We start from the raw sequence: 22680 nt of genomic DNA on the forward strand, positions 1-22680 counted from the left end.
ATCACGGACGAGAGGTGGATCACCGCGATGTAGCGTCCCGGTAACAGGCAGCACGATCCTCGCCGTGCCAGGGTGATCGCATGGTCAGCTCATACGGGGGACGTCACGTCCTGAAGGACACCTGGATACCCGTCGAACGCCGATGGCTCGGCCTCGACCGCCGCACGCTGCTCCCCGGGCTGGTGGTCCTCGGCATCGCCCTGCTGCTGCGCACGATCATCCCGCTGATCGACCAGGCCGTGCCGGGCGGCGCGGTGATCGAAGCCGGTCAGCGGCTCAACCTCAACGCCGGGCTCACCGTGGCGCCGCCGGCCGGCTGGCAGCTCACCGACGGGATCCTGGTCGGCGCGAACACCGTGCAGCCCGGCGCCGGATCGGCGACCGCGGCGTTCGGCACCGGCGGCGTCGGCGCGCAGATCCAGGTCGCGAACTTCTCCGGGGATGCGAACGCGCTGCTGGACCAGCTGAACCGCAACGACAGGAAGCACATCACCGTCACGAGCGACCGCGCCACGATCACCGCGGCCGGCGGCGTCACCGGTGTCGCCGAGCAGTTCGGGAGCACCTCGAACGACGGCATCCTCGCGGCGTACACCTTCCCCGACGGTCGCGGCATGTCGATCGAGGTGGTCGGCACGGCGAACCAGCTGGCCGCGCACGCCGGCGAGATCGACGCCGTGCTGCGCAGCGTGACCCTGGAGGCCCAGAAGTGAGGTCCACCGCGCTCGAGGAGTCCGGCTGGGGGACGCCGTTCCGCCTCGTCCAGCCCCGCAACCTCTGCTTCTGGGTGTACGCCCTCGGCGTCGCCGGCGGCCTCTACCAGCTGGTCCGCTACTTCGGACCGGGCGCCTCGGCGTACGGCACCGGTCTCGGCGTCGGCGTGCTGGCGTTCGCCCTCTACACCGTGCCGTGGCTGATCCTGCTCGCCTATCACAACCGCTACACCCGGCTGCCGGGCGATCTGCTGCTCACCGCGTTCGTCTGGGGTGGTGCCGCCGCGACGTTCTGGATCGCGCTGCCCGCCAACGGCGCGTTCCTGTCGCTCTACGGCAAGGCGTTCGGCCAGGCCTGGGTCAGCGACTGGGGCGCCGGCCTGACCGCGCCGATCAACGAGGAGGCCGGCAAGGGGCTCGCGCTGATCCTGCTGATCGGTCTCGCGCCGAAGCTGGTCCGCAGCCCGTTCGACGGCCTGATCATCGGCGCGTACACCGGGCTCGGTTTCCAGGTCGTCGAGGACGTGCTCTACGCGTACAACAGCACGGCCGGCAACTTCGGCGCCGACCAGGCCGGCTCGGCGTGGAACATCTTCCTGGTCCGCAGCCTGACCGGGCTGGTCGGGCACGTGCTGTTCAGCGCGGTCTTCTGCTCCGGCATCATGTGGCTGCTCGGCCGGGGGCCCCGCCCGCACCGGCTGCGCGGCCTGCTGCTGATGATCGCCGCGATGATCGCGCACGGGCTCTGGGACGACGTCGCCGCGCTCGGCTACTCCGCGCTGGGTGGCGTCGGGGTGGTCCTGCTGATGGTCGTGGTGCTGCCGGTCGCCGACCTGCTGCTGCTCGGGGTGGCGTTCCGGCTCGCGGTGCCGCAGGAACAGGCGTGGCTGCGCGACATCCTCGCCCCGGAGACCGAGTCCGGGCTGCTCACCGACGCCGAGGTGACGGCGGCGGCCGGCGGCTGGCGGGCCCGGCGGCGGTATAGGCACTCGCAGCACGGCCATCACGAGCGGCAGCGGGCCAGGCACGTCCTCGCGGCCGCGAACGACCTGGCCCAGGAGATCGCGGCGGCTCGGGGGCACGACAGCGAGGGCGTGGAGCACGCCCGCAGCGAGATCACCCGGCTGCGGGCGTCCTCTCAGGCGAGCACGAAGGTGTAACCCTTCGCCTTCAGCTTCTTGATGGTCTTGTCGAGGGCGGCAACCGTCTGAGTGCGGTTGCCGCCGCCGTCGTGCATCAGGATCACGCCACCGGGCCGCGTGTTGTTCACCGCCCGGCTGACGATCACCCTGGTGCCCGGCCGCGACCAGTCCCGGGTGTCGACGGTCCAGCCCAGAATGCGCAGATCCTGGTTCCGGACGACCTTGCGGACACGAGAATTGCTCGATCCGTACGGGAATCGGAACACCTTCGGGCTCCGGCCCGTGACCTCACGGATCCTGCCCTGGGTGTAGACGATCTGCGAGCGGGCGGCGCTGTTCGACAGCGTCGTGAAGTCCGGGTGGTTGCGGCTGTGATTACAGAGCCGGTGCCCTTCCTTGACGACCCGCTTCGCGGTCTTCTTGTACGGCCCGACATTGTTCCCCAGCATGCAGAACGTCGCTTTCACGTTGTTCTTCTTGAGGATGTCGAGAATCTGCGGCGTGTACTTCGACGGCCCGTCGTCGAACGTCAGCGCCACTGTCTTGCGCTTGGCCTGAGCCTGAACCGCGGCTTGGGTAGCGGATTGTTCAGCGGGCGCTGCGTAGCTCGCCTGGGGCGCGACGGCCACCATCAGCGATCCGGCGATGGCGGCTGTCGCGATGCGTGCGAACAGCCGTCGGTTGTCGACGATTCTCGTCATAGAGGCGCCCCCATGTCTCCGTGGAGCGCCCATCGTCACGATCACTTCACGAGGGCGTCAATGTGACAGCCGTCGCCACCATTCGCGGCAACCGATCGGCGGATGTTCGTAGTGAGCTGCGCTTTCCGGCAGCCTCCGATCCATTCCCCTCGCGGCTCCGGTGACGAGACGCACCCTCACGTTTCGAGGACCATCGCGGTGTAGCGGAGCGTGTCGAGGTGGCGGTGGACCGGGCTGCGGTACTCCGGTTCGCCGCCGACCCGCAGGCGCAGCGCCTCCTTGACGATCCGGTGCCAGCGCGGGTCGTAGGTCTCCAGGGCGAACGCGGCGGCTTCGGTCTTCGCGGTGACCCGCCCGGCGGCCAGGGTGTGCCGCAGCCGGGTCATGCCGAGCACACCCCAGCAGGTGGTCCGGGTGCCGGGGGTGAAGGCGGCCGCGGTCCGCCAGTTCGTCCAGTATCCGGCCAGGTTCGCGCGGGTCCGTTCGGCCAGCGCCGGCCAGTCGGTGTGGACGTCGAGCTCCGGGCCGCGGACCGGGACACCGCCCTGGGCCAGGACGTGCCAGGTGACCAGGTTGCGCTCGAAGCGGGAGCGCTCCTCGACCTTCCACTCGTGCACGGCCGGTCCCGGAGGGGTGTCCTGCGGATCGCGGCGGAGATCGTCGGCGGTCACGTAGAGGCCGTCGAAGCAGGTCTCCCCGTGCGACTCCCGCAGCAGGCCGTGGATCGTCCTCAGCTCCTCGGGGGCCGGCTCGCGGCCGGTCACGACGACGAAGTCGATGTCGCTGACCCCGGGGCGGTAGTCGTCGAGGGCGACGGACCCCTGCAGGTAGAGACCGCGTACGAGATCGGGGGCGTGCTCGTCGGCGAGCGCCAGATAGTCCTGACACGTCTTCTGGACATCGGGCGGCAGCATCCGCTCACCCTACGAGGATTCGTCCAACCGGCCCCGCCCGGACACCGTCGTGACGAGAATGGGAAAACATGGACCAGACCGGGACGGCGCCGGCCGCCATGGAGATGACCGCGGGCGGGATGACGCACTCCGCCGCCGACCGGCTCGCCGCGCTGACCGTGCACGGCGCCCGGGCCGCCTGCGGGCTCATCCACCTGGTCGACGAGCGGAACCTGCGGCTGGTCGGCGGCTACAACCTGCCCACCGGTTTCGAGCCGATGCGGGACGTGCCGGTCTCCGCCACGCTCGGCGGCCTGGTCATGCGCACCGGCTTCCCGGTCGTGATCAGCGACGTGAACACCGACGAGCGCGTTCCCGCCGACGCGCCGGTCCGGACCGTCGGCATCCGCGCCTTCGCCGGCTTCCCGGTCCGCGACCCGGACGGCAGGATCATGGGCACCTGCTCGGTGATGGACTACCAGCCACGGCACTGGCAGCCCGAGGAGCTGACCGCCGTCGACGACGGCGCGCAGGCCTGCACCGCGTTCGTGGCCGAACTGCGCGCGCACGAGACCGAGTACCGCCAGCGGATGTTCCTGGACACGCTGCTGGACAGCCTGGACACCGGGGTGGCCGCCTGCGACACCGGCGGCCGGCTGGTGCTGGTGAACCGCTCGCTGCGGGAACAACTCGGCGTGTCGATCACCGAAGGTCCGGTCGAGCAGTGGGTCCGGCAACTGCCGCTCACCACGCCGGAAGGCGCCCCGGTCGATCCGGCGAAGCTGCCGCTGCTACTGGCGCTGACCGGTACCGACGTGCGCGGCGCCGACTACGTGCTGCACGGCCGGGACGGCGAGCGGCGGCAACTCGTCGTGAACGCGCACCCGATCCGGCGGATGGGCGCGGTCGCCGTCTTCCACGACGTCACCGAGGCCCGCCGGGCCGCCGAACTCACCGGTCAGCTGGCGCGCAGCAAGGACGAGTACCTCAACCTGGTCGGCCACGAGCTGCGCACCCCGGTCACGATCATCGGGTCGTACCTGGAACTGCTCAACGAGAGCGACCCGGACACCCCGGCCGCCGACCTGCTGCCGATGATCGCCGCCGCCCGGCGCGGCAGTGAACGCCTGCGCCGCCTGGTCGAGGCGCTGCTGGACCTGTCCGCCTTCGACGCCGGCAAGAGCCCGCTGCAGATGAGCGACATCGACCTGGCGGCGGTGGTCAGCGGCGCCGTCGCCGACATCGAGCCGTCCGCCGCCGCGAAGCACCTCACGCTCACCTTCGCCGAACCGGAGCGGCTGCCCCTCTCCGGCGACCCGCGCCGCCTGCACCAGCTGGTCACCGCGCTGGTCGACAACGCGATCACGTACACCCCGGAGGGCGGCTCGGTCGCCGTCACGGTGACCGGCGGTGACGCCACCGCCGTGGTCGAGGTGACCGACACCGGCCTCGGCATCCCGGTCCACGAGCGGCCCCTGATCTTCGACCGCTTCTTCCGCGGCGCGATCACCACCGAGCTGGCCATCCCGGGCGCCGGGCTGGGCCTGGCCATCGCGCAACTCATCGTGTCGCGCCACCACGGCACGATCACGGTGACCCCCAACCACCGGCGTCCCGGCACCACCGTGCGCGTGGAGCTGCCCCGCTGAAGTCGTCCGCCGACAGTGGTCGATGCTCGCGAAAGGCGCCGTCATCGCGGCGGTCTCCGAGCTGCTGATCCGCCGCTTCCGCCCGTCCCGCCTGCTCGTCGTCGTGCGCGGATGACGTCTTGCGCGTGTTGTGGATCATGGAGTGGTGAGGCTGACGGGTGTGAGTGTCTTCGCTGAGGCGGTGGCCAGCGACGGGTTCCGGGCGCAGACCGGCCGGGAGGTGACGCTGGCCTTGAGCGCGTACTGCCTCTACCGCCGCCGCGACGGCGCGGCCGAACCGGGTGAACTCGACGGCGTCGTGGTCCCGCCGGTGCGGGAGTCGATGTTCGGTGGCTGGGTGTTCACCACGGGCGGGGTGCCGTTCCACGTCCTCGAGTCGTCGTTTCCGCCGGATCCGCCGCGGCGGCAACCCGGTGACCATCACCGTCTGGCCGGCTCCGATCCGGAGGAGCCGGTTCCCGCGGCGGGCAGCCGGGTGCGGATGCGGGCCGGGCTCAGCGTCGCCGACGGCTTCGTAGCGGACGAGGTGCGCGACGGCTGGGGAATCGACCTGGACCGGACGTGGCTGGTCGAGCGGATCGTCCGGCAGGGCGGCGATCCCGTCGCCGCCATCGAGTGGAGCCCCCGGCCCATCGACTATCTGATCGACATCGTGCGGTCGTAGGGCCGGTGGGTGGCTGTGACATCCAGGGAGCCATTGCTTCCGCCGGCCCGGCGACGTGCGTTCACCGGTTCATCGGCCACTCGCCGCGGAATCTGAGCAGGGCTTTCCGTCGTGCCGTCGCCCGGTGCAGCAGCCACCCGGCCACGGCGACGCTCAGCAGCGCCGTCGCCAGGGCGGTCAGCGGCACCGGACCCGGCCTGGTCACGGCGACGGCCAGGACGGCGATCGCGGTCACGGTGGTGAAGATCAACGCCAGCCAGCCGGCGATCACCCGGTCTGCCGCGAAGAGCGGCATGCGTCTCAGGCACCAGGCTGCGTACGCGGACCAGCACGAACTCATCACCGCCAGCGCGCCGAACGCCGCCTTCGTCCGCAGCGGGAGCGGTTCCGGTTCGGTCAGCGCGAGCAGCGTCAGCAGGGCCGCGCCGCAGCCGCCGGCCAGGGCGACCAGCACGAGGCCGACCCGGCGGCGCAGCGACATGCCGCGCAGAACGGTCTCCGGCGTGAACCCGGGGGTGTCGGTCACGATGCGTACCCCTTCGCGATGAGGACGTCCCGCAGTTGCCGGCGGGCGCGGTGCAGGCGGGACTTGACCGTCCCCGGCGGCACGGCCAGGACCTGCGAACACTCCTGCAGGCTCAGTTCCTGCAGGTGGAACAGTTCGATGACTTCGCGCTCGGGCGGGGCGAGGCCGTCCAGGCCCTCGGCGATCTGTGCCCGGTCCAGGACCCCGTCGAGCGGGTCGCGGCCCTCCGGCACGGCGGGATCAGGGTGCTCCGGTACCCCGTACGCCTGCCGTAGTTGATCCATCAGCCGCCGCCTGGCGATGGTGAAGAGCCACGGCGCGAACCGATCCGGCTCGCGCAGGTGGGGGAGGGACCCCAGCGCGGTGGCCCAGGCCTGCTGGGTGATGTCGTCGGCGTCCGCGGTCATCCGGCGCACGTACCGCCAGAGCGGCAGATGCCAGTGCCCGACCAGTTCGGACAGCGCACGGCGATCGCCGAGCTGGGCCCGGACGACGAGCTGGGCGTCCCGCTGGACGCGATCGGCGTTCACACCTCAACAGTCGCGGCAGCGGCCGCGGAGGTTCACGCGAAGACCGTGCGAGCGGCGGAACGGCCCGCTTCGAGGGCGGCCAGCAGCACCGCGCCGTCCTTCGTCAGCCGGCCGACCACCGGGGCGCTCGCCGGCGGCCGGATCGACAGCACCGCCGCGCCGGACCGGTCGTACTCGGCCAGGGTCGCCTCGTCCTCGTGCAGCCGCAGCGCCCGCGCGAGGTAGCTGCGGTGCAGTTCCGGGGTGTGGCCGCGCAGCGCGGTCCGGGCGATCATGCGGGCGCCCCACGAGGGTTCCGCCGCCGGGCCGGCCGCCGCGGTGATCGGCGGCCGGGAGCGCAGCACCAGCACGTGCGTGGCACCCTGGGCCAGCGCCGTCCGGTACGGGACCGACTCCGCCAGGCCCGCGTCGTAGAACCGCCGGCCGCCCAGCCGCACCGGCGGGCCGGCCAGGAGCGGCAGCGCCGCGCTGGCCCGCAGCGCCAGTCGCAGCTCGGCCGGGCCGGTCAGCAGCGGGCGCAGATCCGTCGACTCGCCGGTGGCGCAGTCGGTGGCGAGCGGGTGGTACTCGATCGCGTTGCCGAGGATGGCGGCGAAGTCCATGTTCTCCACCTCGGCGTAGATGTGCTCCACCAGGTGATGGACGTCGACCATCGGTTTGCCGCGCCACACGTTCGACAACCGGATCATCGCGCGGGCGTAGGACGGCTCGGCCCAGCCGGACAGCTTCTCCGGGGTGCCGCTGAGCAGCCAGGCGCCGGTGATCGCCCCGGCCGACGCGCCGTAGACGGCGTCGAACGCGCCGGTGACCCCTGCCTCGTGCAGCGCCAGGGCCATGCCGGCCGAGACGGTGCCGCGCATGCCGCCGCCCTCGATCGCCAGCGCCAGCCGGTTCCCGTCAGCGCGGTTGCCGTTCTTCACCCGCTCCGCGATCACTCGCAGAACCTCGTGCCCGTCGGTCATCCCGAGAGCTTAGGCGGTCGTTCGAGGGTGGCCGGGAAAGGTCGGCTCCGCTCGTACGATAGGAAAGCCTTTTGGTGGGCATTGACACTGACATGCGAGCTTTGACGTGGCAGGGGACGGGCAAGGTCTCCGTCGAGACCGTGCCGGACCCGAAGATCCAGGAACCCACCGACGCGATCATCAGGATCACCTCCACCGCGATCTGCGGTTCGGACCTGCACCTCTACGACGTGCTGGGGATGTACCTCGACAAGGGCGACGTCCTCGGGCACGAGCCGATGGGCATCGTCGAGGAGGTCGGCCCGGAGGTCACCCACATCAAGCCCGGCGACCGGGTGGTGATCCCGTTCAACATCTCCTGCGGGCACTGCTGGATGTGCACCCGCGGGTTCTACGCCCAATGCGAGACCACGCAGGTCATCGGGCAGGGCAAGGGCGCCGCGCTGTTCGGTTACACCAAGTTGTACGGGCAGGTCCCGGGCGGTCAGGCCGAGTTCCTCCGGGTGCCGCAGGCCCAGTTCGGCCCGATCAAGGTGCCCGATCACCATCCGGACGAGCGCTGGCTGTTCCTGTCCGACGTGCTGACCACCTCGTGGCAGGCGGCGAAGTACGCCGACGTCGAACCCGGCGACACCGTCTTCGTGACCGGTCTCGGGCCGATCGGGCAGATGAGCGCCCGCATCGCCCGCCACCTCGGCGCCGAGCGGGTGATCGCCTCGGACAGCGTGCCGGAACGCCTCGAGATGGCCCGCCGCAACGGCATCGAGGTGCTCGACGACAGCGACGTCGACGTGCCCGCCGCCGTCTACGAGCTGACCAAGGGCCGGGGCGCCGACCGGGTGATCGAGACCGTCGGCATGGAGGCGCACGGCTCCCCGATCCAGTCCGCTGCCGTGAAGGCGGCCGGGATGCTCCCCGACCCGCTGGCCCGCAAGGCCGTGGAGACCGCCGGCATCGACCGGATGGCCGCGCTGACGACCGCCTTCGCCGCGGTACGCCGGGCCGGCACCGTGTCGATCATCGGCGTCTACGGCGGCAACGCCGACCCGATGCCGATGATGGACCTGTTCGACAAGGGCGTGACGATGCGGATGGGGCAGGCCCACGTGAAGCGCTGGGTCGACGACATCCTGCCGCTGCTCAGCGGCGACGACGACCCGCTCGGCGTGAACGACCTCGTCACGCACCGGCTGCCGCTCGCCGAGGCGCCGCACGCCTATGACATCTTCAAGAAGAAGGAGGACGGCTGCATCAAGGTCGTGCTCAAACCCTGACGTGTGCGGACCATCGTCGGACGGAGGATCAGGACGCGGAGGGCTGCTTCCTCCGTCCGACGAGATCCCGCACGGTACGCACGGCGTCGGTCGCGCCCAGCGCCCAGACCACCAGCAGCGGCTGGAAGAAGAGGCGGACGAACCGCTTCGTGTCGGTGTCCAGGCCGAAGCCGTCCTTGTGTTCCAGCCACTGGGCGACGTTGCCCGGGAAGATCACGACGAAGAACGTGCCCGCTGCCGCGCCGACCAGACCGCGGTACGGCTGCTTCCACACCGTCAGCAGTGCGGCGCCGAGACCGATCTCGGCCACTCCCGAGGCGAGCACCACGAAGTCGGTGTCGATCGGGAACCAGGACGGCACCTGTGCCTGGAACTCCTCGCGGGCGACGGTCAGGTGCGTGGTCCCGGCGAAGGCGAGGGTGGCGCCGAGAGCGGCCTGCAGGATCTTCTTCATACCGTCGTACGCTATCAGTTCTGATGAATTCCTCAACAGTTAGGATGCGGGGGTGACCGAGAATCGCCTCGACCGGCGCCGTGCCCGTACGCGCGCGGCCCTGCTCGGAGCAGCCCGTGACCTGCTGGTGTTCCGGGTGCCGGCCGAGGTGTCCATCCAGGAGATCACCGACGCGGCCGATGTCGGGTTCGGGAGCTTCTACAACCACTTCGAGTCGAAGCAGACGCTGTTCGAGCAGGCGATCGCCGAGGTCGCGGCCGAGCATCTGGCACTGCTCTCCTCGGCGGTCGCCGGGCTGACCGACCCCGCCGAGGTGCTGTCGGTCGCGGTGCGGCTCACCGCGCGGTTCCCCGCCACGCATCCCTCGATCGCTGCCGTGATGGATCGGGCCGGGTTCGCCTACCTGCAACCCCTGTCGTCGGCGGCGCTGGCCTTCCTGCGGCACGCCCACGATGTCGGCCGGCTGTGCTTCGACGACACCGAGGTGGCGTTCGCCTGCGTCGGGGGAGCGGTGCTGGGGACGGTTCGGTTGGGGCGGTCCGATCAGGCCGCCGATCAGACCGCCCTGGGGGTGCTGCGGCTCTTCGGGCTCGCGGAGGGCGACGCGCGGCGGATCGTCGGCCGTCCGCTGCCCGGCTGATCGCCTCGGTTCTCACTCCGGTGCCGGTTCTTGTTCCGGTGCTGGTTCTTATTCCGGTGCCGGTGAGCCGATGTAGCCGTCGGGCAGCCTCAGGTACGGCGCCGGTCCTTCCGAAGGCGTACGCGGGCAGTGGCCGCGGGCCTGCCTGCCCAGCTCCTCGTCGGGTTCGCTGCGGGAACCGCAGGTGACTGCCCCGGCGGTGGTCTCCGTCCAGGACGTGAACGTCCCGGACGCCGGTGTCGCGCAGCCGACCGTGAAGCCGGCCGACACCGTCGTCACGCCCGTCCAGAACAGCGAGTCGGTGTTGGTCGGATCGTCCAGGCCGCCCGCGAGAAACACGGATCGGCTGCCGGTCAGCTCCGCCGTCCCCGTACCGACGGTTCGCCTGATCTCGGCGCCCAGGGAGCCGGCCAGCACCGGGATCCAGGAGGCCGGCGCCTCCAGCCCGGTGATCGACGGGCCGAACGGGTCGGACAGCACCTCCTCGCCTTCCGGCGGCATCCGGGCTCGTTCGCGGTGAAGCGTCACCTCGATGAGGCGTGAACCGGTGACCGGTTCCGCCCAGCGGATTCCGGCCGTGGCGGGGTCGCAGCCGGCCTGAGCGCTCTGGTCGGCACAGGCTGCGGGCAGGGCGCCGGCGAGGATCAGCGCTGCCGCCGCGCCCCGAACTTTGATCATGGCGACCATCATCGCTGACGTGGTGATCGATCACTACAGTGGCGGTCGATGTTCCCCGCCGTCTGCCTCGTCCTCGGAGTCGCCGTCCTCGTCGGCGCGTTCCGGGCTGCACCTGATGAGCTGCCGGGCTTCCGGTGGTACTGGTTCCTCCTGCCGATCCTGCTGATCTGGACCGGTGACGCGCTGCTCGGCTCCGGACGGCCCGCCGATGAGCGGGTGGCCAAGGGGGTGCTGGCGGGCTTCCTCTGGCTGTCCCTGGCCGTGGCGCTGATCCGTCGTCGCCGATCGGTTACTCGCGGCGGCCGCCCGTAGCCGTCGATCCCGGCTGTGGCTCATTGCTGTGTTGCGGCGGTTCCGGCAGCCATGGGTCACAGCCGACCGCGCCTGGCTGTGGCTGATGGCTGTGTTGTGGCGGTTTTGGCAGCTATGGGTCACAGCCGACCGTGCCTGGCTGTGGCTGATGGCTGTGTTGTGGCGGTTTTGGCAGCTATGAGTCACAGCCGACTGCGCCTGGCTGTGGCTGGTGGCTGTGTTGCGGCGGTTTTGGCAGCCATGGGTCACAGCCGACCGCACTGGCTGTGACCCATGGCTGTCTGGAGGGCGGTGCGGCGGCTATGGGTCACAGCCGGGTGGTTCCGCGCCCGATTTGTCGCACTGCGCTGTCGAGGGGTCAGGAGTGGTGCCTCCAGGCGGCGATGAGGGCGGTGTACACGCCCGGCTGAGTGGACAGGACGTCGTGCGGGCCGGATTGGACGATTCGGCCGTTGTCGAAGACCAGCACCCGGTCCGCGGTCTCGGCGGTGATCATGCGGTGGGCGATGGCGATGGTGGTACGGCCGGCGGTGAGCACGGCGAGGGCCCGCTGCACGGCGACGTCGGTGGCCGGGTCCACGCCGGACGTCGCCTCGTCGAAGATCACCAGGTCGGGATCGGCGAGGGCGGTGCGGGCCAGGGCGACGAGTTGGCGTTCGCCGGCGGAGAGCCGTTCGCCGCGGAGGCCGACCTGCGTGTCGAGGCCGTCCGGCAGTCCGGCGAGCCAGTCCCGCAGCCCCAGATCCTCCAAGATCCGCAAAACGTCGACATCGGCCGCAGCGATCTTGGAAACGGCGGGCGAGGACGCGGAGGCGCCCAGCCGGATGTTGGAGGCCAGCGTCCCGTCGAACAGGAACGGATCCTGCGGCACGATCACGACGCGCCCGGCCAGCGAGGAGATCCGCTCCAGGGGGATGCCGCCTATCAGGATCTCTCCCTTGTACGGTTCCAGCCGGCGGGTCAGCAGTTTGGCGAAGGTCGACTTGCCGGAACCCGTCCGGCCCACGATCGCCACATGCGAACCCGGTTCGATGGTCACCGACACGTCGTGCAGGACGGCCGGCCCCGAGGCGTAGCGCGCGGACACCTTCGTCACCCGTACCCCCAGAGGACCGCACGGCAACGCCGAGCCGTCACGCACCGCCGCGCTGGGGGTGGCGACCAGCTCGAGGGCCCGGCGCCAGCCGGTGAGCGCGTTCTGTGCCTCGCCGAGGCTCTGCACGAGGAACTGCAGCGGCCGCACGAAGAACGTGACCAGGAAGATCATCGCGACGACCTCGCCGGAGCTCAGCCGCGGTGCGGGTCCCGGCCCGGAGAGGGCGAACCAGACGCCGCCGAGCAGCACGGTCACCGTCATGATCCCGATGGTGATCTCGCCGAGCGCGGTGTTGCCGTGCAGCGGGATCAGGGTGCGCAGCAGGCCGTCGCGGGCCTGGTCGACGGCGTGGTCGAGCTTGTCGCGGGTACGACGCTGGGTGCCGGTCGAGCGGATCACCGGCGCGCCGGCCACCGATTCGGCGACCACGCTCTGCAGCCGGGAGAGGTTGCGGCGTGCCTGTCCGTAACGGCGCGCGATCACCCGCTGCATCAGCATCATGGTGCTGAGCAGCACCCCGGACAGCAGCAGGACGGGCAGGGCTAGCTGCCAGCTGACGACGGCGAGGATGCCGCCGGCGATGACCAGCTGGGCGGAGTTCGTGACCAGCTGGATGCCGCCGCCCTGCAGGAACGTGGTCACCTGGTCGACGTCGCTGGTGAGCCGGGCGACCAGGTCGGCGCTGGGGACACGGTCGGCGGTGCTCGCGGCCATGTCGTGCACGCGCCGCAGCCCGGCCCGCCGCAGTCCGGCCAGCGCGCTCTCCACCCGGTCCTGCAGACGCCGGTTGAGCAGCAACGACGACACCCCGGCGACGATCACCGCGACCGCGCCGACGGCGACGGCCGGCCCGACCGTGTCCGGGTCGAGTCCGGAATCGATCGCGTGCTGGACGGTCAGCGGCGCGATGATCCTCCCGGCGCCGGCCAGCAGCGCGAGCAGGGCGGTGAACGCCAGTCCCTGCCGCAGCCGCGGCGAGTGGCGCAGCGCGGTCCGGAGGAACTCACGGCCGGCGAGAGGGGTCAGGCTGTCAGGAGACACTGGTGCGGGCATCGCCTGCCGCCTCCTCGTCGCGTCCGGCGGGGTCCTGATAGGCGGTCACGATGCGTCGGTACTCGTCCACGGCGAGGAGTGACGCCGGGGTGCCGGTCGCCACGATCCGTCCCGCCCGTACCAGCACGACCCGGTCGGCGATCGCGACGGCACCCGGCCGGTTCGTGCTGATCAGCACGGTCGGGGCGGGCGTACCGCCGTGGACCAGGGTGTCGAGGGAGCCGAGGACCTGCTGCTCGACCCGGCTGTCCAGGGCCGAGGTGGCGTCGTCGAGGACGAGCAGGCGAGGTTGCCGTACGAGCGCCCGGGCCAGGCAGATCCGCTGCCGCTGGCCGCCGGACAAGGTCGCGCCGCGTTCGCCGACCACGGTGTCGAGACCGTCGGGCAGGCCGCGTACGACGTCGTCGGCGGAGGCGGCTTCGAGGGCCCGCCACAGTGCCGCGTCGTCGTAGGGCCGGCCGAGGGCCAGGTTGTCCCGCAGCGATTCGGCGAACAGGAACGGGCTCTGTGACACCACCGCCACCGCGTCCGCGACGACGCCGGGAGCGAGGTGCCGTCCGTCGACGCCGTCGAAGAGGACCGTGCCGGCGGTGGGGTGGCTCTGCCCGCCGGCCAGGTCGAGCAGCGTGGTCTTGCCGGAACCGACCGCGCCGACGACGACGGTGACGGTGCCGGGTTCGAGGTCGAGGTCGACGCCGCTCAGGAGCACTCGGCGGTCCCGGGTGACCTCCGCTCCCCGGACCACGACCCGCAGCCCGCCCCGGCGGGCGTCCGGTCCGGCCCGCCCGCCGCACGCCCGCGGGCGTGCGGCGGGCTCGGTGATCGGTTCCGGACTGTCGAGAGGCAGGTGACGCGTGCCGTAGCCGGTCAGGTCGGGACTGCCGAGGACGGCCTGGACGCGGGTGCGGCCCGCCCCCGACATCGGCAGCATCGACAGGAAGCGGCTGATCACGTTGAGCGGGATCGCCACGGTGATCAGCAGATAGACGACGCCCACGAGATCGCCGACGCTCAGCGTGCCCTGCTGCACGCGGGGCGCCGCGACGGCCAGGACGACGAGGACGGCGGCGGTGGGCAGCAGTTCGAGGAGCGGGTCGAAGATCGAGCTGACCGCGGCCATCCGCATGTCGGCGGCGCGCAGGCGTTCCACGCCTGGGGCGAAGCGGGCGTCCTCCCGGTCGGCCAGCCCGAGGCTGCGGACCACCGGCCCGCCCTCGATCGACTCCAGGGCCACGCCGCCGACGACACCGCGGGCCGCCTGGGCGTCGCGGGCGCGCGGTGCGAGCAGCCGTTGGTAGGAGACGTTGAGGACGAGCACGAGCGACACCAGCGCGAGGCCGGTGAAGCCGAGCACCGGGGCCCGGAGGAACAGCTCGGTCAGCGCCAGGAACAGCATGAACACCATGCCGAACGCGAAGTACGCGAACTGCGTCGGCGACCAGAGCGCGTCCACGTCGGAGATGGCGTGGGCGAGCAGCCTGCCCGGGGAGTGCCGGCGGTGCCAGGCCGGGTCGAGGGCGAGGTAGCGGCGGACCACGGCCCGGCGGGTCTCGGCCTGCGCGCGGTACTGCACCCGCCCGGTCGCCAGCCCTCGGAGGAAGATGGTGCTCCAGCGGGCGGCGGAGATGCCGAGTACGAGCCCCGCGCTGCCCCACCACACCCCCGCCGGCACCGGGTCCCCGGCGAGGGCCGGAACGACCAGGTGATCGGTCGACCATCCGATCGCCGCCGCCCCGGCCACCATGGTCGCCCCGTTGATCAGCCCGGTGACCGTGGCGACGGCCGCCGCCCCCGGGTTGGCCCGGGCACCGGCGACCTGAGCCAGCAGCGCCGAGGCCCGGCCGGTGTCAGGGAGCCGCGACACGGCGGCCCGGGATGGCGTCGATGAGCTCACGGGTGTACGCGCTGCGCGGATTCGTGAACACCTCGGCGACCGGCCCCTCCTCGACCACCTTCCCCTCGCTCATCACCGAGACGGTGTGCGCGACCTCGGCGACCACGGCGAGGTCGTGCGAGACGAACAGGTAGGACAGCCCGAGGTCCCTCTGCAGGTCGGCGAGCAGCCGCAGGATCTGTTCCTGGACGAGCACGTCGAGCGCGGACACCGGCTCGTCGAGCATCAGCAGCGAGGGGGAGAGGGCCAGCGCGCGGGCGATCGCGACGCGCTGCCGCTGGCCGCCGGAGAGTTCGCTGGGCAGCCGGTCCAGGTACGACGAGGGCAGCGCCACCTGGTCGAGCAGCTCCACGGCCCGGGCCCGCCGGGACCGGCGGTCGCCGACCTTGAAGGAGACCAGCGGCTCGGTGATCGACTGGCCGACGGTGAACTTCGGGTCGAGGGTGGCGAACGGGTCCTGGTGCACGAGCTGGGCGGTGCGGCGCAGCGGGCGCATCCGGTTCCAGGACAGGCCGCTGATCTCGGTGCCGTTCAGGACGACCGAGCCGCTCGTCGCGTTCTCCAGGCCGAGGGCGATCCGCAGGGTGGTGGTCTTGCCGCAGCCGGACTCGCCGACCAGGGCGTGGGTGCGGCCGCGGGGCACGGTGACGCTGACCCCGTCGAGGGCGTTGAAGCCCCGCCGGCCGCGCCGGAGATCGCCGACCGGGAACGTCTTGCTGACGTCGGTGAGGACGAGGACCGGATCGGGGACGGGCTGATCCCGTACGTCGAATCGCGGAACCACCCGCCCGGCGTGAGCGAGCCGGGGCGCCGCGCCGATCAGCCGGCGGGTGTACGGATCCCGCGGATCCTCCAGGATCTCCGACGGGGTGCCCTCCTCGACCTTGCGGCCGCCCTGCATCACGACCACCCGGTCGGCGCGGTCGGCCGCCACCGCCAGGTCGTGCGTGATGATCAGCAGCGAGATGCCCTGCTCCCGGACGAGCGAGCTGAGGTGGTCGAGGATCCGCTTCTGCACCGTCACGTCCAGCGCGCTCGTCGGCTCGTCCGCGATGATCAGTTTCGGCCGTCCGGCCAGGGCGATCGCGATGAGCGCCCGCTGCCGGAGCCCGCCGGAGAGCTCGTGCGGATACTGATGCGCCCGGAGCGAGGGGTCGGGAACACCGGCCTGCGACAGGAAGTCGATCGCCGATTCGGTGCCGCCGCGGAGGGAGACGGCCTCGGCGACCTGCGCGCCGATCCGTTTCGTCGGGTTGAGCCCGACCATCGGGTCCTGCGGGATCAGGCCGACCACCGAGCCGCGCAGCCGCCGCAGCGTGCGTTCGCGGGCGCCGGCCGTCTCGACCCCGTCCACGATCGCCGAGCCCGCGGTGATCCGGCCGTTCGCCGGGAGCAGGCCGATGATCGCGTTGGCCGTGGTGGTCTTGCCGGAACCGGACTCGCCGACGATGGCGACCACTTCCGCCTCGCCGACGGTCAGGTCGAGACCCTGGACGGCCGGTTGGACCCGGCGATGCCGCACGTACCCGACGTCGAGGCCCTGGATCTGGACGAGGCTCATCGGGTCAGCTCCTGCAGCGTCTTGGAGATGTGGTTGAGGCTGAGCACCAGCAGCGCCACGAACAGACCCGGCAGCAGGCTCAGCCACCACGCGGTGACCAGGTAGTTCCGGCCGTCGGCGATCAGGGTGCCCCATTCGGCGGCGGGCGGCGCGGCCCCGAACCCGAGAAAGCTGAGCGAGGCGATGGCCAGGATCGCGACACCCGCGTCCAGGACCGTGAGCACCGCGACCGGACCCCACGAGTTCGGCAGGATGTGACGCAGGAGCACGCGAGTCCAGCCTGCGCCTCCGGCACGGGCGGCTTCGACGTACGGCAGAGTCTTGACCCTCAGAACTTCGGCCCGGGTGGTGCGGGCGAACCCGGGCACGATGCCGATGCCGACCGCCACCGCGACGGGAAGGGTGCCGTAACCGAGCGCCGTCACGATCGACAGCGCGAGGAGCAGGCCGGGGATCGCCAGCAGAACGTCGACGACGCGCATCAGGACCGCGTCGACGGCGCCGCCGAAGAACCCGGAGATCACGCCGACGGTGAGGCCGACGACGGCCGCGATGGTGAGTGCCAGCAGGGTCGCCTTGATCGTCAGCGCGGAGCCGTGCAGCACCCGGCTCCACAGGTCCCGGCCGTAGACGTCGGTGCCGAACAGGTGCTCGGCGCCGGGCGGGAGGGCCGCCGACTCGGGATAGGTGTCGTAGGGGCCCCATGTGGTGAAGACGTCCGGGAGGAACGCGGAGACGGCGACAAAAGCGACATAAAGGATGGCGACCAGGAAGGCCGGCTTGCGTATGAGTTGATCAAGCGCCGAGCGGAACTCGGTGCGTGCTTTCGGGACGGCGATGTCGGTGACAGCGACGGTCGCGGTCATACAGCGGTCACCACTTCCGGATCGACACGGGCACGGGTGTGCGAGATACGCGGGTCGAGCAGCGGATACAACAGGTCGACGATCAGGTTCACGACCACGAACAGGGCGGCCGCGATGGTGACGACGGCGAGCACCACCGGCACGTCCTGGGCCAGGACCGCCTCCTGTGCGAGCTTGCCGACGCCCTCCCGGGTGAAGACCGTCTCGACGACGATCGCGCTGGTCACGGTGAGGCCGACGATCACGCCGAGGATGGTCATGGCGGGTAGCACCGCGTTGCGGAAGGCGTGCTTGACGTGCACCGCCGAGCGGGACAGGCCCTTGGCGCGGGCCGTGGTGATGTACGCCTGCGAGAGCGTCTCGTCGAAACTCTTGATCAGCACTTGGGCGAGGATCGACGAGTTCAGCACCGCGATCGTGAGCACCGGCATGACCAGCGACGACGCCGTCTCGGTGCCGGTGGCCGGCAGCCAGCCGAGCTGGAACGAGAAGAACTGGATGAGGAAGAGCGCGATGAAGAACTGCGGGAACGACGCGCCCAGCGCCGGCAGCCGGGTGAGGAAGGTCCGCAGCGGCGTCCATCTCGCGAAGGTGGCGAGGTAGGCGAGGGCCGACCCGCCGATCAGCGCCACCACCGCGGCGGTGGCGCTGAGCAGCAGGGTCTGGCCGATGCGCTGCCCGATCAGGTCGGTGACCGGCACCTGCTGGGTCAGCGAGATGCCGAAGTCACCGTGCAGCGCCGCCCACAGGTGGTGCCGGTACTGGGACCAGAGGGACTGGTCGAGTCCGAACCGCGCCTTGCCCTCGGCGAGCTGCTGAGGGGTCAGCGAGTCCAGCTGAAGCCCGGCCGCCGCGAGCTGCAACTCCATCGGGTCGCTGGGCAGCAGGTACAGGATCGCGAAGGTGAGGGTGTACGCGGCCCAGAGCACGACGATCGCCTGGAGCACGCGGCCCGCGACATACCGGGTCATCGGTGGATCAGCCCTTCCAGACGTCGTTCAGCTTGAGGAAGCTCTCCGACGTGAACGCGAATCCGTGCACCTTCTGGCTGAGGCCGACCTTCTGGACGCGCTCGTTGAGCGGCAGGGTGATGCCCTCGTCGATCAGGAAGTCCTGCAGCTCGGCATAGGCGGACGCGGTCTGCTTCTCGTCGGTCGTCTGTAGAGCCTTCGCGAACAGCTCCTGGATCTTGATCACCGACTCCGGCGTGGACGACTGCCGGGCCAGGGCCTTCGAGTTCGCGACGTCCGGGTTCAGGATGAACTGCAGCGCGCCGGGGTCGGCCCGGGTGAAGTAGGTCGAGGTCAGGTCGTACTGCCCCTCGGCCAGGTAGGTGGCCTGCTGTGCCGGGGTGAGCTGGCGCAGCGTCAGGTTGATGCCGACCTTCTTGGCCTGCGCCTGCAGCAGCTCGGCGCTGGAGACGAACGACGTGAGCGGGTAGTCGATGGTCAGCTGCTTGCCGTCCTTGACCCGGATGCCGTCCGGGCCGAGCGTCCAGCCGGCGGCGTCGAGCAGCTTGCCGGCGCCGTCCGGGTCGTAGGCGAGCTTGTCGGCCTCGGACGTGAAGTACGGCGTCGTCGCGTTGAACGCGCCCTGCACCACCGGGTACCCGGCGCCGTAGATCGTCTCGCCGTACGTCTTGCGGTCGATCGCCTTGGAGAACGCGAGCCGCACGTTCTTGTCGGCGAGCGGCTTGCCGGCCGTGGTGTTCGCGAACAGCGTGTAGGAGACGCCCGGCAGCGACCGCTCCTCGATCGTCTTGCCGGACTTCTCGATCAGCGTCTCGTCCTGCGGGCTGAACGGGTTGCGCGGCCAGGCGACGTCGATGGCGCCGCTGGTCAGGTTGCCGGTGCGGACGCTGTCCTCGGCCACGTAGTTGAAGATCACCTTGTCCAGGCGGGCCTCACCGGTGTTCTCACTGAGCGACGAGCCCCAGGCGTAGCCGGCCCGCTTGGTCAGTACCGTCTCGGTCTTCGGTGTGTAGTGGTCCAGCACGAACAGACCGGAACCGATCACTCCCTTGCCGGTGCAGCGGTCGGCCGGGGTGAGCGCGAACTCGGACGGGTCGGTGATCGCCAGGTTCGTCGTGGAGGTGGCCTGCAGGAACGACGAGTTCGGCTTGCTCAGCGTCAGCTTCACGGTGAGCGGGTCGATCACCGTCGCGCCGGTCAGCCCCTGGATGTAGCTGGCGCCGTAGGCCGCGCCGTTCGTCGCCTTGACGGTGTCGATCCATCCGGCGACGTTGCCGGCGACCGCCTGCGCGTCGACCTTCGTGCCGTTGCTGAAGGTGACGCCGTCCTTGAGGGTGAACGTGTAGTCGAGGCCGTCCGGGCTGATCTCCCACTTCTCCGCCAGCCACGGGACGATCTTGCCGGTCTTCGGGTCCTGGTCGGTCAGCGAGTCGGCGAAGTTGCGGATGATCGACCGGTGCTCGATCCAGTAGACCTGGAACGGGTCGATGCAGGAGAAGTTGGGGTTGTCCGGCCAGAAGCTCACCTTGAGGGTGCCACCGGACTTCGGCGTGCCGTCCGCAGCGGTGCCGGTCTCCGTCCCACCACAGGCGGCGAGGGTGAGAGAGGCGCTGAGCGCTACCGCGAGGGTCTTCATATATCGCATGTCGGATCCTTCATGTCGTACGTCAGGAGCCCAGCACCCGGCGGCCCGCGGCAAGCAGGACCGCGTCCTCCTGAGGTGGGTGGACACGGATGCACAGCGCGTCGCGCAGGTGCCGTTCGAGGGAGTGGTGGCGGGACAGCCCCGGATTGCCGAGCGCCGCCACCGCGGTCTGGGTCGCCGCGATCACCGAGCGGCCGATCGCCACCTTGATCGCGGAGAGGTCGGGCAGGATCGCGGTGTCGCCGGCTTCCAGGCGCAGCAACGCCCCGTGCAGCAGTGTCTCGGCCTGCACGATCTGCAGGTCGATCTCGCCGGCCACGGCCTGGATCCGCTCGGTCTGCGCGATCGGCTTGCCCAGCGCGGCCGGAACGCGTTCCCGGGCGAAGGCCGCGAAGGCGCTGCGGGCGGCCCGGGCGACGCCGATGTAGAGGGCCGGGTGACCGAAACTGCCCGGTCCCGCGGCGGTGGCCGGGTCCCGGTAGCCGCCGTCCGGCTGGCGGGGGATCTCCCGGAACGCGTCGGCCGGCACCCGCACGTCCTCGTAGATCACGTCGTGCGTGTTCGAGGCGCGCAACCCCAGGTGGTCCCAGCTGTCCACCCAGGTGATGCCGGGCAGGTCGCCGGGCACGATGAGGTGCCCGACGCGCTGCGTCTCCGGTTCCACGGCCCACACCACGTGGTAGGCGAGGCCGGTCCCGCCGGTCGCGTACGCCTTGCGGCCGTTGAGCACCCACTCGCCGTTGTCGAGCGTCGCCGTGGTCCTCGGCAGGCCGCCGCGAGCCGGAGCGCCGAGTTCCGGCTCCGCGCGGATCGCGTTGACCAGGGCCGGGCCGTCCTGCGAGCGGCGCAGCAGGTCCTCGTAGTAGTGCTCGGGCCAGGTGCTGAACGCGGCCTGCGCGGCGTGCGTGGTCAGCGAGTTCGCGGCGAGCAGGCCGACCGAGGCGTCGCCTTCGCCGAGCGCGGTCAGGATGCGGGCGGTGTCGCGCGGGCCGAGGCCGGGGCCGCCGTACCGGGTGGCGACGGTGGCGGTGAGCAGGCCGGCCCGGTGGGCGACCTCGATGCCGGCCCAGGGCAGGTCGCCGGTCCGGTCGTACTCGGCGGCGGTCGACGCGATCTCGGCGGTGACCTTCGCGAGCGCGTCGGGGGAGAGGTCGGGGCCGGTCACGGACGGCCCGCTTCGGCATACGCGCGGTACTCGGGGCCGTAGTTGCCGGGGTGGTCGTTCTGGAGGGTGCCGCGCTGACCGGTCGCCTTCCGGTGCGCGATCTCCTGGCGGACCAGCGGCAGGAGGTGACGCCCGTAGTCGACGGCGTCGGCGAGGGTGTCGTAGCCGCGGATCGAGACGAGTGAGGCGCCCTGGTCGACGTAGTCGAGGATCGCCGCGGCGACCGTCTCCGGCGAGCCGACGAGCGCGGTCGAGGCGCCGCCCGCGTTGGTCGCCGCCGCGGTCCGGGTCCACAGCGCCCGGTCGTAGAGGTCGGCCTGCCGTGCCTGGGCGAGCGCCCGCTGCGAGCCGACGTTCTCCGGGTCGCCCGGCCGCAGCACCCGCAGCTTGCCGACGTACTCGTGGGCCTTCCTCCACGCGAGCTCGTCGGTCCGCGCGATGATCGGCCGGAACGTCACCCAGATCCGCGGATTCGGCCGTCCGGCGGCCTGCGCGATGCCGTTCACCCGGTCGATCTCGCTGCGCAGGTCGCTGAGCGGCTCGCCCCAGAAGCTGAAGATGTCCGCCTTGGCGCCGCCCACCGCGAACGCCTCGTCGGACTGCCCGCCGATCGAGATCGGGATGGGTCCGTCGTAGGGCGCGAAGCCCGGCCCGAAATCGTCGAACCGGTAGAACTCGCCGTCGTGGCTGAACGGCTCGGGCGACGTCCAGCTCTGCCGGAGCAGGTCGATGTACTCCGACGTGCGCGCATACCGGCGGTTCTTCGGCAGGTAGTCGCCCTGGCGGGCCTGCTCGGCGTCGCTGCCACCGGAGATCAGGTGGACGACGGCCCGGCCCTCGGTCAGCTGATCGAGGGTGGCGAGCTTCTGGGCGGCGACCGTGGGCGGCGTGGTGTTCGGCCGCAGCGCCACGATCGGCTTGATCCGCTCGGTCAGCTGACCGACCGCGCTGGCGGTGACGAAGGAATCCGCGCTGCCCGACCCGTACGGAAGAAGGGTGTAATCGAAGCCGCCCTCCTCGAGGGACCGCACGTACCTGCGGAAGTATTCGAGGTCGATGCCCCGGGTGGGGATCGGGTTCAGCTCGGTCGACGGGTTCAGGTGCGAGAGGCTGATGAACTCGACCTCTCCGGAGGCGGTCGTCGGGATCTCGGAAATGCTCATGCGGCGGTCCTCTCGGCGAGTGCTCCCGGGCACCGGCCCTGGAATCACCCCTCATGCAGCGGTTCGGCTACCGCGGCATCCCTATAACTCCTATCAACCTAATAGGTTTGTGGGAAGAGTGTCCAACG

General features: G+C 71.0%; 22 protein-coding genes. 7 read left to right on the plus strand and 15 right to left on the minus strand.

Annotation, left to right across the window (positions count from 1 at the left end):
- Positions 1-80: 80 nt before the first annotated feature.
- Together EP757_RS31050 and EP757_RS31055 are read left to right on the plus strand one after the other, a co-directional pair.
- Positions 81-713, plus strand: coding sequence for a hypothetical protein (locus EP757_RS31050; RefSeq protein ID WP_127551965.1), 633 nt, complete (start codon positions 81-83; stop codon positions 711-713).
- On the plus strand, positions 710-1873 hold the full coding sequence (locus EP757_RS31055; RefSeq protein WP_127551966.1) for a PrsW family intramembrane metalloprotease: 1164 nt from the start codon (positions 710-712) through the stop codon (positions 1871-1873). Before EP757_RS31050 ends, EP757_RS31055 begins: the two co-directional genes overlap by 4 nt.
- On the opposite strand, the gene EP757_RS31060 is transcribed toward EP757_RS31055, so the two are convergent.
- Together EP757_RS31060 and EP757_RS31065 are read right to left on the minus strand one after the other, a co-directional pair.
- Positions 1852-2601: a polysaccharide deacetylase family protein gene (locus tag EP757_RS31060; protein WP_146002954.1), complete on the minus strand. Its 750-nt coding sequence runs from the start codon at positions 2599-2601 to the stop codon at positions 1852-1854. The genes EP757_RS31055 and EP757_RS31060 overlap by 22 nt on opposite strands.
- 131 nt (positions 2602-2732) lie before the next feature.
- Positions 2733-3470, minus strand: a complete 738-nt coding sequence (locus EP757_RS31065; protein ID WP_127551968.1) for a nucleotidyltransferase domain-containing protein — start codon at positions 3468-3470, stop codon at positions 2733-2735.
- 68 nt (positions 3471-3538) lie between these two features.
- On the opposite strand from EP757_RS31065, the gene EP757_RS31070 reads away from it, so the two are divergent.
- Positions 3539-5098 carry an ATP-binding protein gene (locus EP757_RS31070; RefSeq protein ID WP_232050089.1) on the plus strand — a complete coding sequence of 520 codons (1560 nt, stop codon included), beginning with the start codon at positions 3539-3541 and terminating at the stop codon, positions 5096-5098.
- Positions 5099-5258: 160 nt separating this feature from the next.
- Positions 5259-5762: a hypothetical protein gene (locus EP757_RS31075; RefSeq protein ID WP_127551969.1), complete on the plus strand. Its 504-nt coding sequence runs from the start codon at positions 5259-5261 to the stop codon at positions 5760-5762.
- A 61-nt stretch (positions 5763-5823) separates the two neighbouring features.
- Here EP757_RS31075 and EP757_RS31080 read toward each other — a convergent pair whose 3' ends face one another.
- From EP757_RS31080 to EP757_RS31090, 3 genes are read right to left on the minus strand one after another with little or no spacing between them, the layout of a single operon-like run.
- The gene (locus tag EP757_RS31080; protein ID WP_127551970.1) at positions 5824-6288 is read right to left on the minus strand and encodes a transmembrane transport protein; all 465 of its coding nucleotides are present in this window, start codon (positions 6286-6288) and stop codon (positions 5824-5826) included.
- Positions 6285-6818 (minus strand): RNA polymerase sigma factor, encoded by a 534-nt coding sequence (locus EP757_RS31085; protein ID WP_127551971.1) that lies wholly within the window; start codon positions 6816-6818, stop codon positions 6285-6287. The genes EP757_RS31080 and EP757_RS31085 overlap by 4 nt, the downstream gene beginning before the upstream one ends.
- Positions 6819-6850: 32 nt before the next feature.
- The gene (locus EP757_RS31090) at positions 6851-7780 is read right to left on the minus strand and encodes a patatin family protein (RefSeq protein ID WP_127551972.1); all 930 of its coding nucleotides are present in this window, start codon (positions 7778-7780) and stop codon (positions 6851-6853) included.
- A gap of 92 nt (positions 7781-7872) precedes the next feature.
- Between EP757_RS31090 and EP757_RS31095 the strand changes: the two genes are divergently transcribed.
- A complete protein-coding gene (locus EP757_RS31095; RefSeq protein WP_127551973.1) occupies positions 7873-9054 on the plus strand; it encodes a zinc-dependent alcohol dehydrogenase in 1182 nt (393 codons plus the stop codon).
- A gap of 28 nt (positions 9055-9082) precedes the next feature.
- On the opposite strand, the gene EP757_RS31100 is transcribed toward EP757_RS31095, so the two are convergent.
- Entirely contained in the window at positions 9083-9508 is a 426-nt protein-coding gene (locus tag EP757_RS31100; protein WP_127551974.1) for a hypothetical protein, read from the minus strand.
- A gap of 52 nt (positions 9509-9560) precedes the next feature.
- Here EP757_RS31100 and EP757_RS31105 point away from each other — a divergent pair, with 52 nt between their 5' ends.
- Positions 9561-10148, plus strand: a complete 588-nt coding sequence (locus EP757_RS31105; protein ID WP_127551975.1) for a TetR/AcrR family transcriptional regulator — start codon at positions 9561-9563, stop codon at positions 10146-10148.
- 48 nt (positions 10149-10196) lie between these two features.
- Here EP757_RS31105 and EP757_RS31110 read toward each other — a convergent pair whose 3' ends face one another.
- Positions 10197-10826 (minus strand): hypothetical protein, encoded by a 630-nt coding sequence (locus EP757_RS31110; protein WP_127551976.1) that lies wholly within the window; start codon positions 10824-10826, stop codon positions 10197-10199.
- A 48-nt stretch (positions 10827-10874) separates the two neighbouring features.
- Between EP757_RS31110 and EP757_RS31115 the strand changes: the two genes are divergently transcribed.
- A complete protein-coding gene (locus EP757_RS31115) occupies positions 10875-11138 on the plus strand; it encodes a hypothetical protein (RefSeq protein ID WP_127551977.1) in 264 nt (87 codons plus the stop codon).
- A gap of 358 nt (positions 11139-11496) precedes the next feature.
- Here EP757_RS31115 and EP757_RS31120 read toward each other — a convergent pair whose 3' ends face one another.
- The 8 genes from EP757_RS31120 to EP757_RS43500 are packed head-to-tail and all read right to left on the minus strand — an operon-like array spanning position 11497 to position 22552.
- Positions 11497-13287 carry an ABC transporter ATP-binding protein gene (locus EP757_RS31120; RefSeq protein WP_127551978.1) on the minus strand — a complete coding sequence of 597 codons (1791 nt, stop codon included), beginning with the start codon at positions 13285-13287 and terminating at the stop codon, positions 11497-11499.
- Positions 13265-15151, minus strand: coding sequence for an ABC transporter ATP-binding protein (locus EP757_RS31125; RefSeq protein WP_127551979.1), 1887 nt, complete (start codon positions 15149-15151; stop codon positions 13265-13267). Before EP757_RS31125 ends, EP757_RS31120 begins: the two co-directional genes overlap by 23 nt.
- Positions 15135-16742, minus strand: coding sequence for an ABC transporter ATP-binding protein (locus EP757_RS31130; protein ID WP_127551980.1), 1608 nt, complete (start codon positions 16740-16742; stop codon positions 15135-15137). The genes EP757_RS31125 and EP757_RS31130 overlap by 17 nt, the downstream gene beginning before the upstream one ends.
- The gene (locus EP757_RS31135) at positions 16739-17608 is read right to left on the minus strand and encodes an ABC transporter permease (RefSeq protein WP_127551981.1); all 870 of its coding nucleotides are present in this window, start codon (positions 17606-17608) and stop codon (positions 16739-16741) included. Before EP757_RS31135 ends, EP757_RS31130 begins: the two co-directional genes overlap by 4 nt.
- The gene (locus tag EP757_RS31140; protein ID WP_127551982.1) at positions 17605-18579 is read right to left on the minus strand and encodes an ABC transporter permease; all 975 of its coding nucleotides are present in this window, start codon (positions 18577-18579) and stop codon (positions 17605-17607) included. Before EP757_RS31140 ends, EP757_RS31135 begins: the two co-directional genes overlap by 4 nt.
- Positions 18580-18586: 7 nt before the next feature.
- On the minus strand, positions 18587-20224 hold the full coding sequence (locus EP757_RS31145; RefSeq protein WP_127551983.1) for an ABC transporter substrate-binding protein: 1638 nt from the start codon (positions 20222-20224) through the stop codon (positions 18587-18589).
- A 22-nt stretch (positions 20225-20246) separates the two neighbouring features.
- Entirely contained in the window at positions 20247-21389 is a 1143-nt protein-coding gene (locus EP757_RS43495) for an acyl-CoA dehydrogenase family protein (RefSeq protein ID WP_197725420.1), read from the minus strand.
- Entirely contained in the window at positions 21386-22552 is a 1167-nt protein-coding gene (locus EP757_RS43500; RefSeq protein WP_197725421.1) for an LLM class flavin-dependent oxidoreductase, read from the minus strand. Before EP757_RS43500 ends, EP757_RS43495 begins: the two co-directional genes overlap by 4 nt.
- Positions 22553-22680 lie beyond the last annotated feature (128 nt).

This window comes from Actinoplanes sp. OR16 (assembly GCF_004001265.1).
Taxonomy (GTDB): domain Bacteria; phylum Actinomycetota; class Actinomycetes; order Mycobacteriales; family Micromonosporaceae; genus Actinoplanes.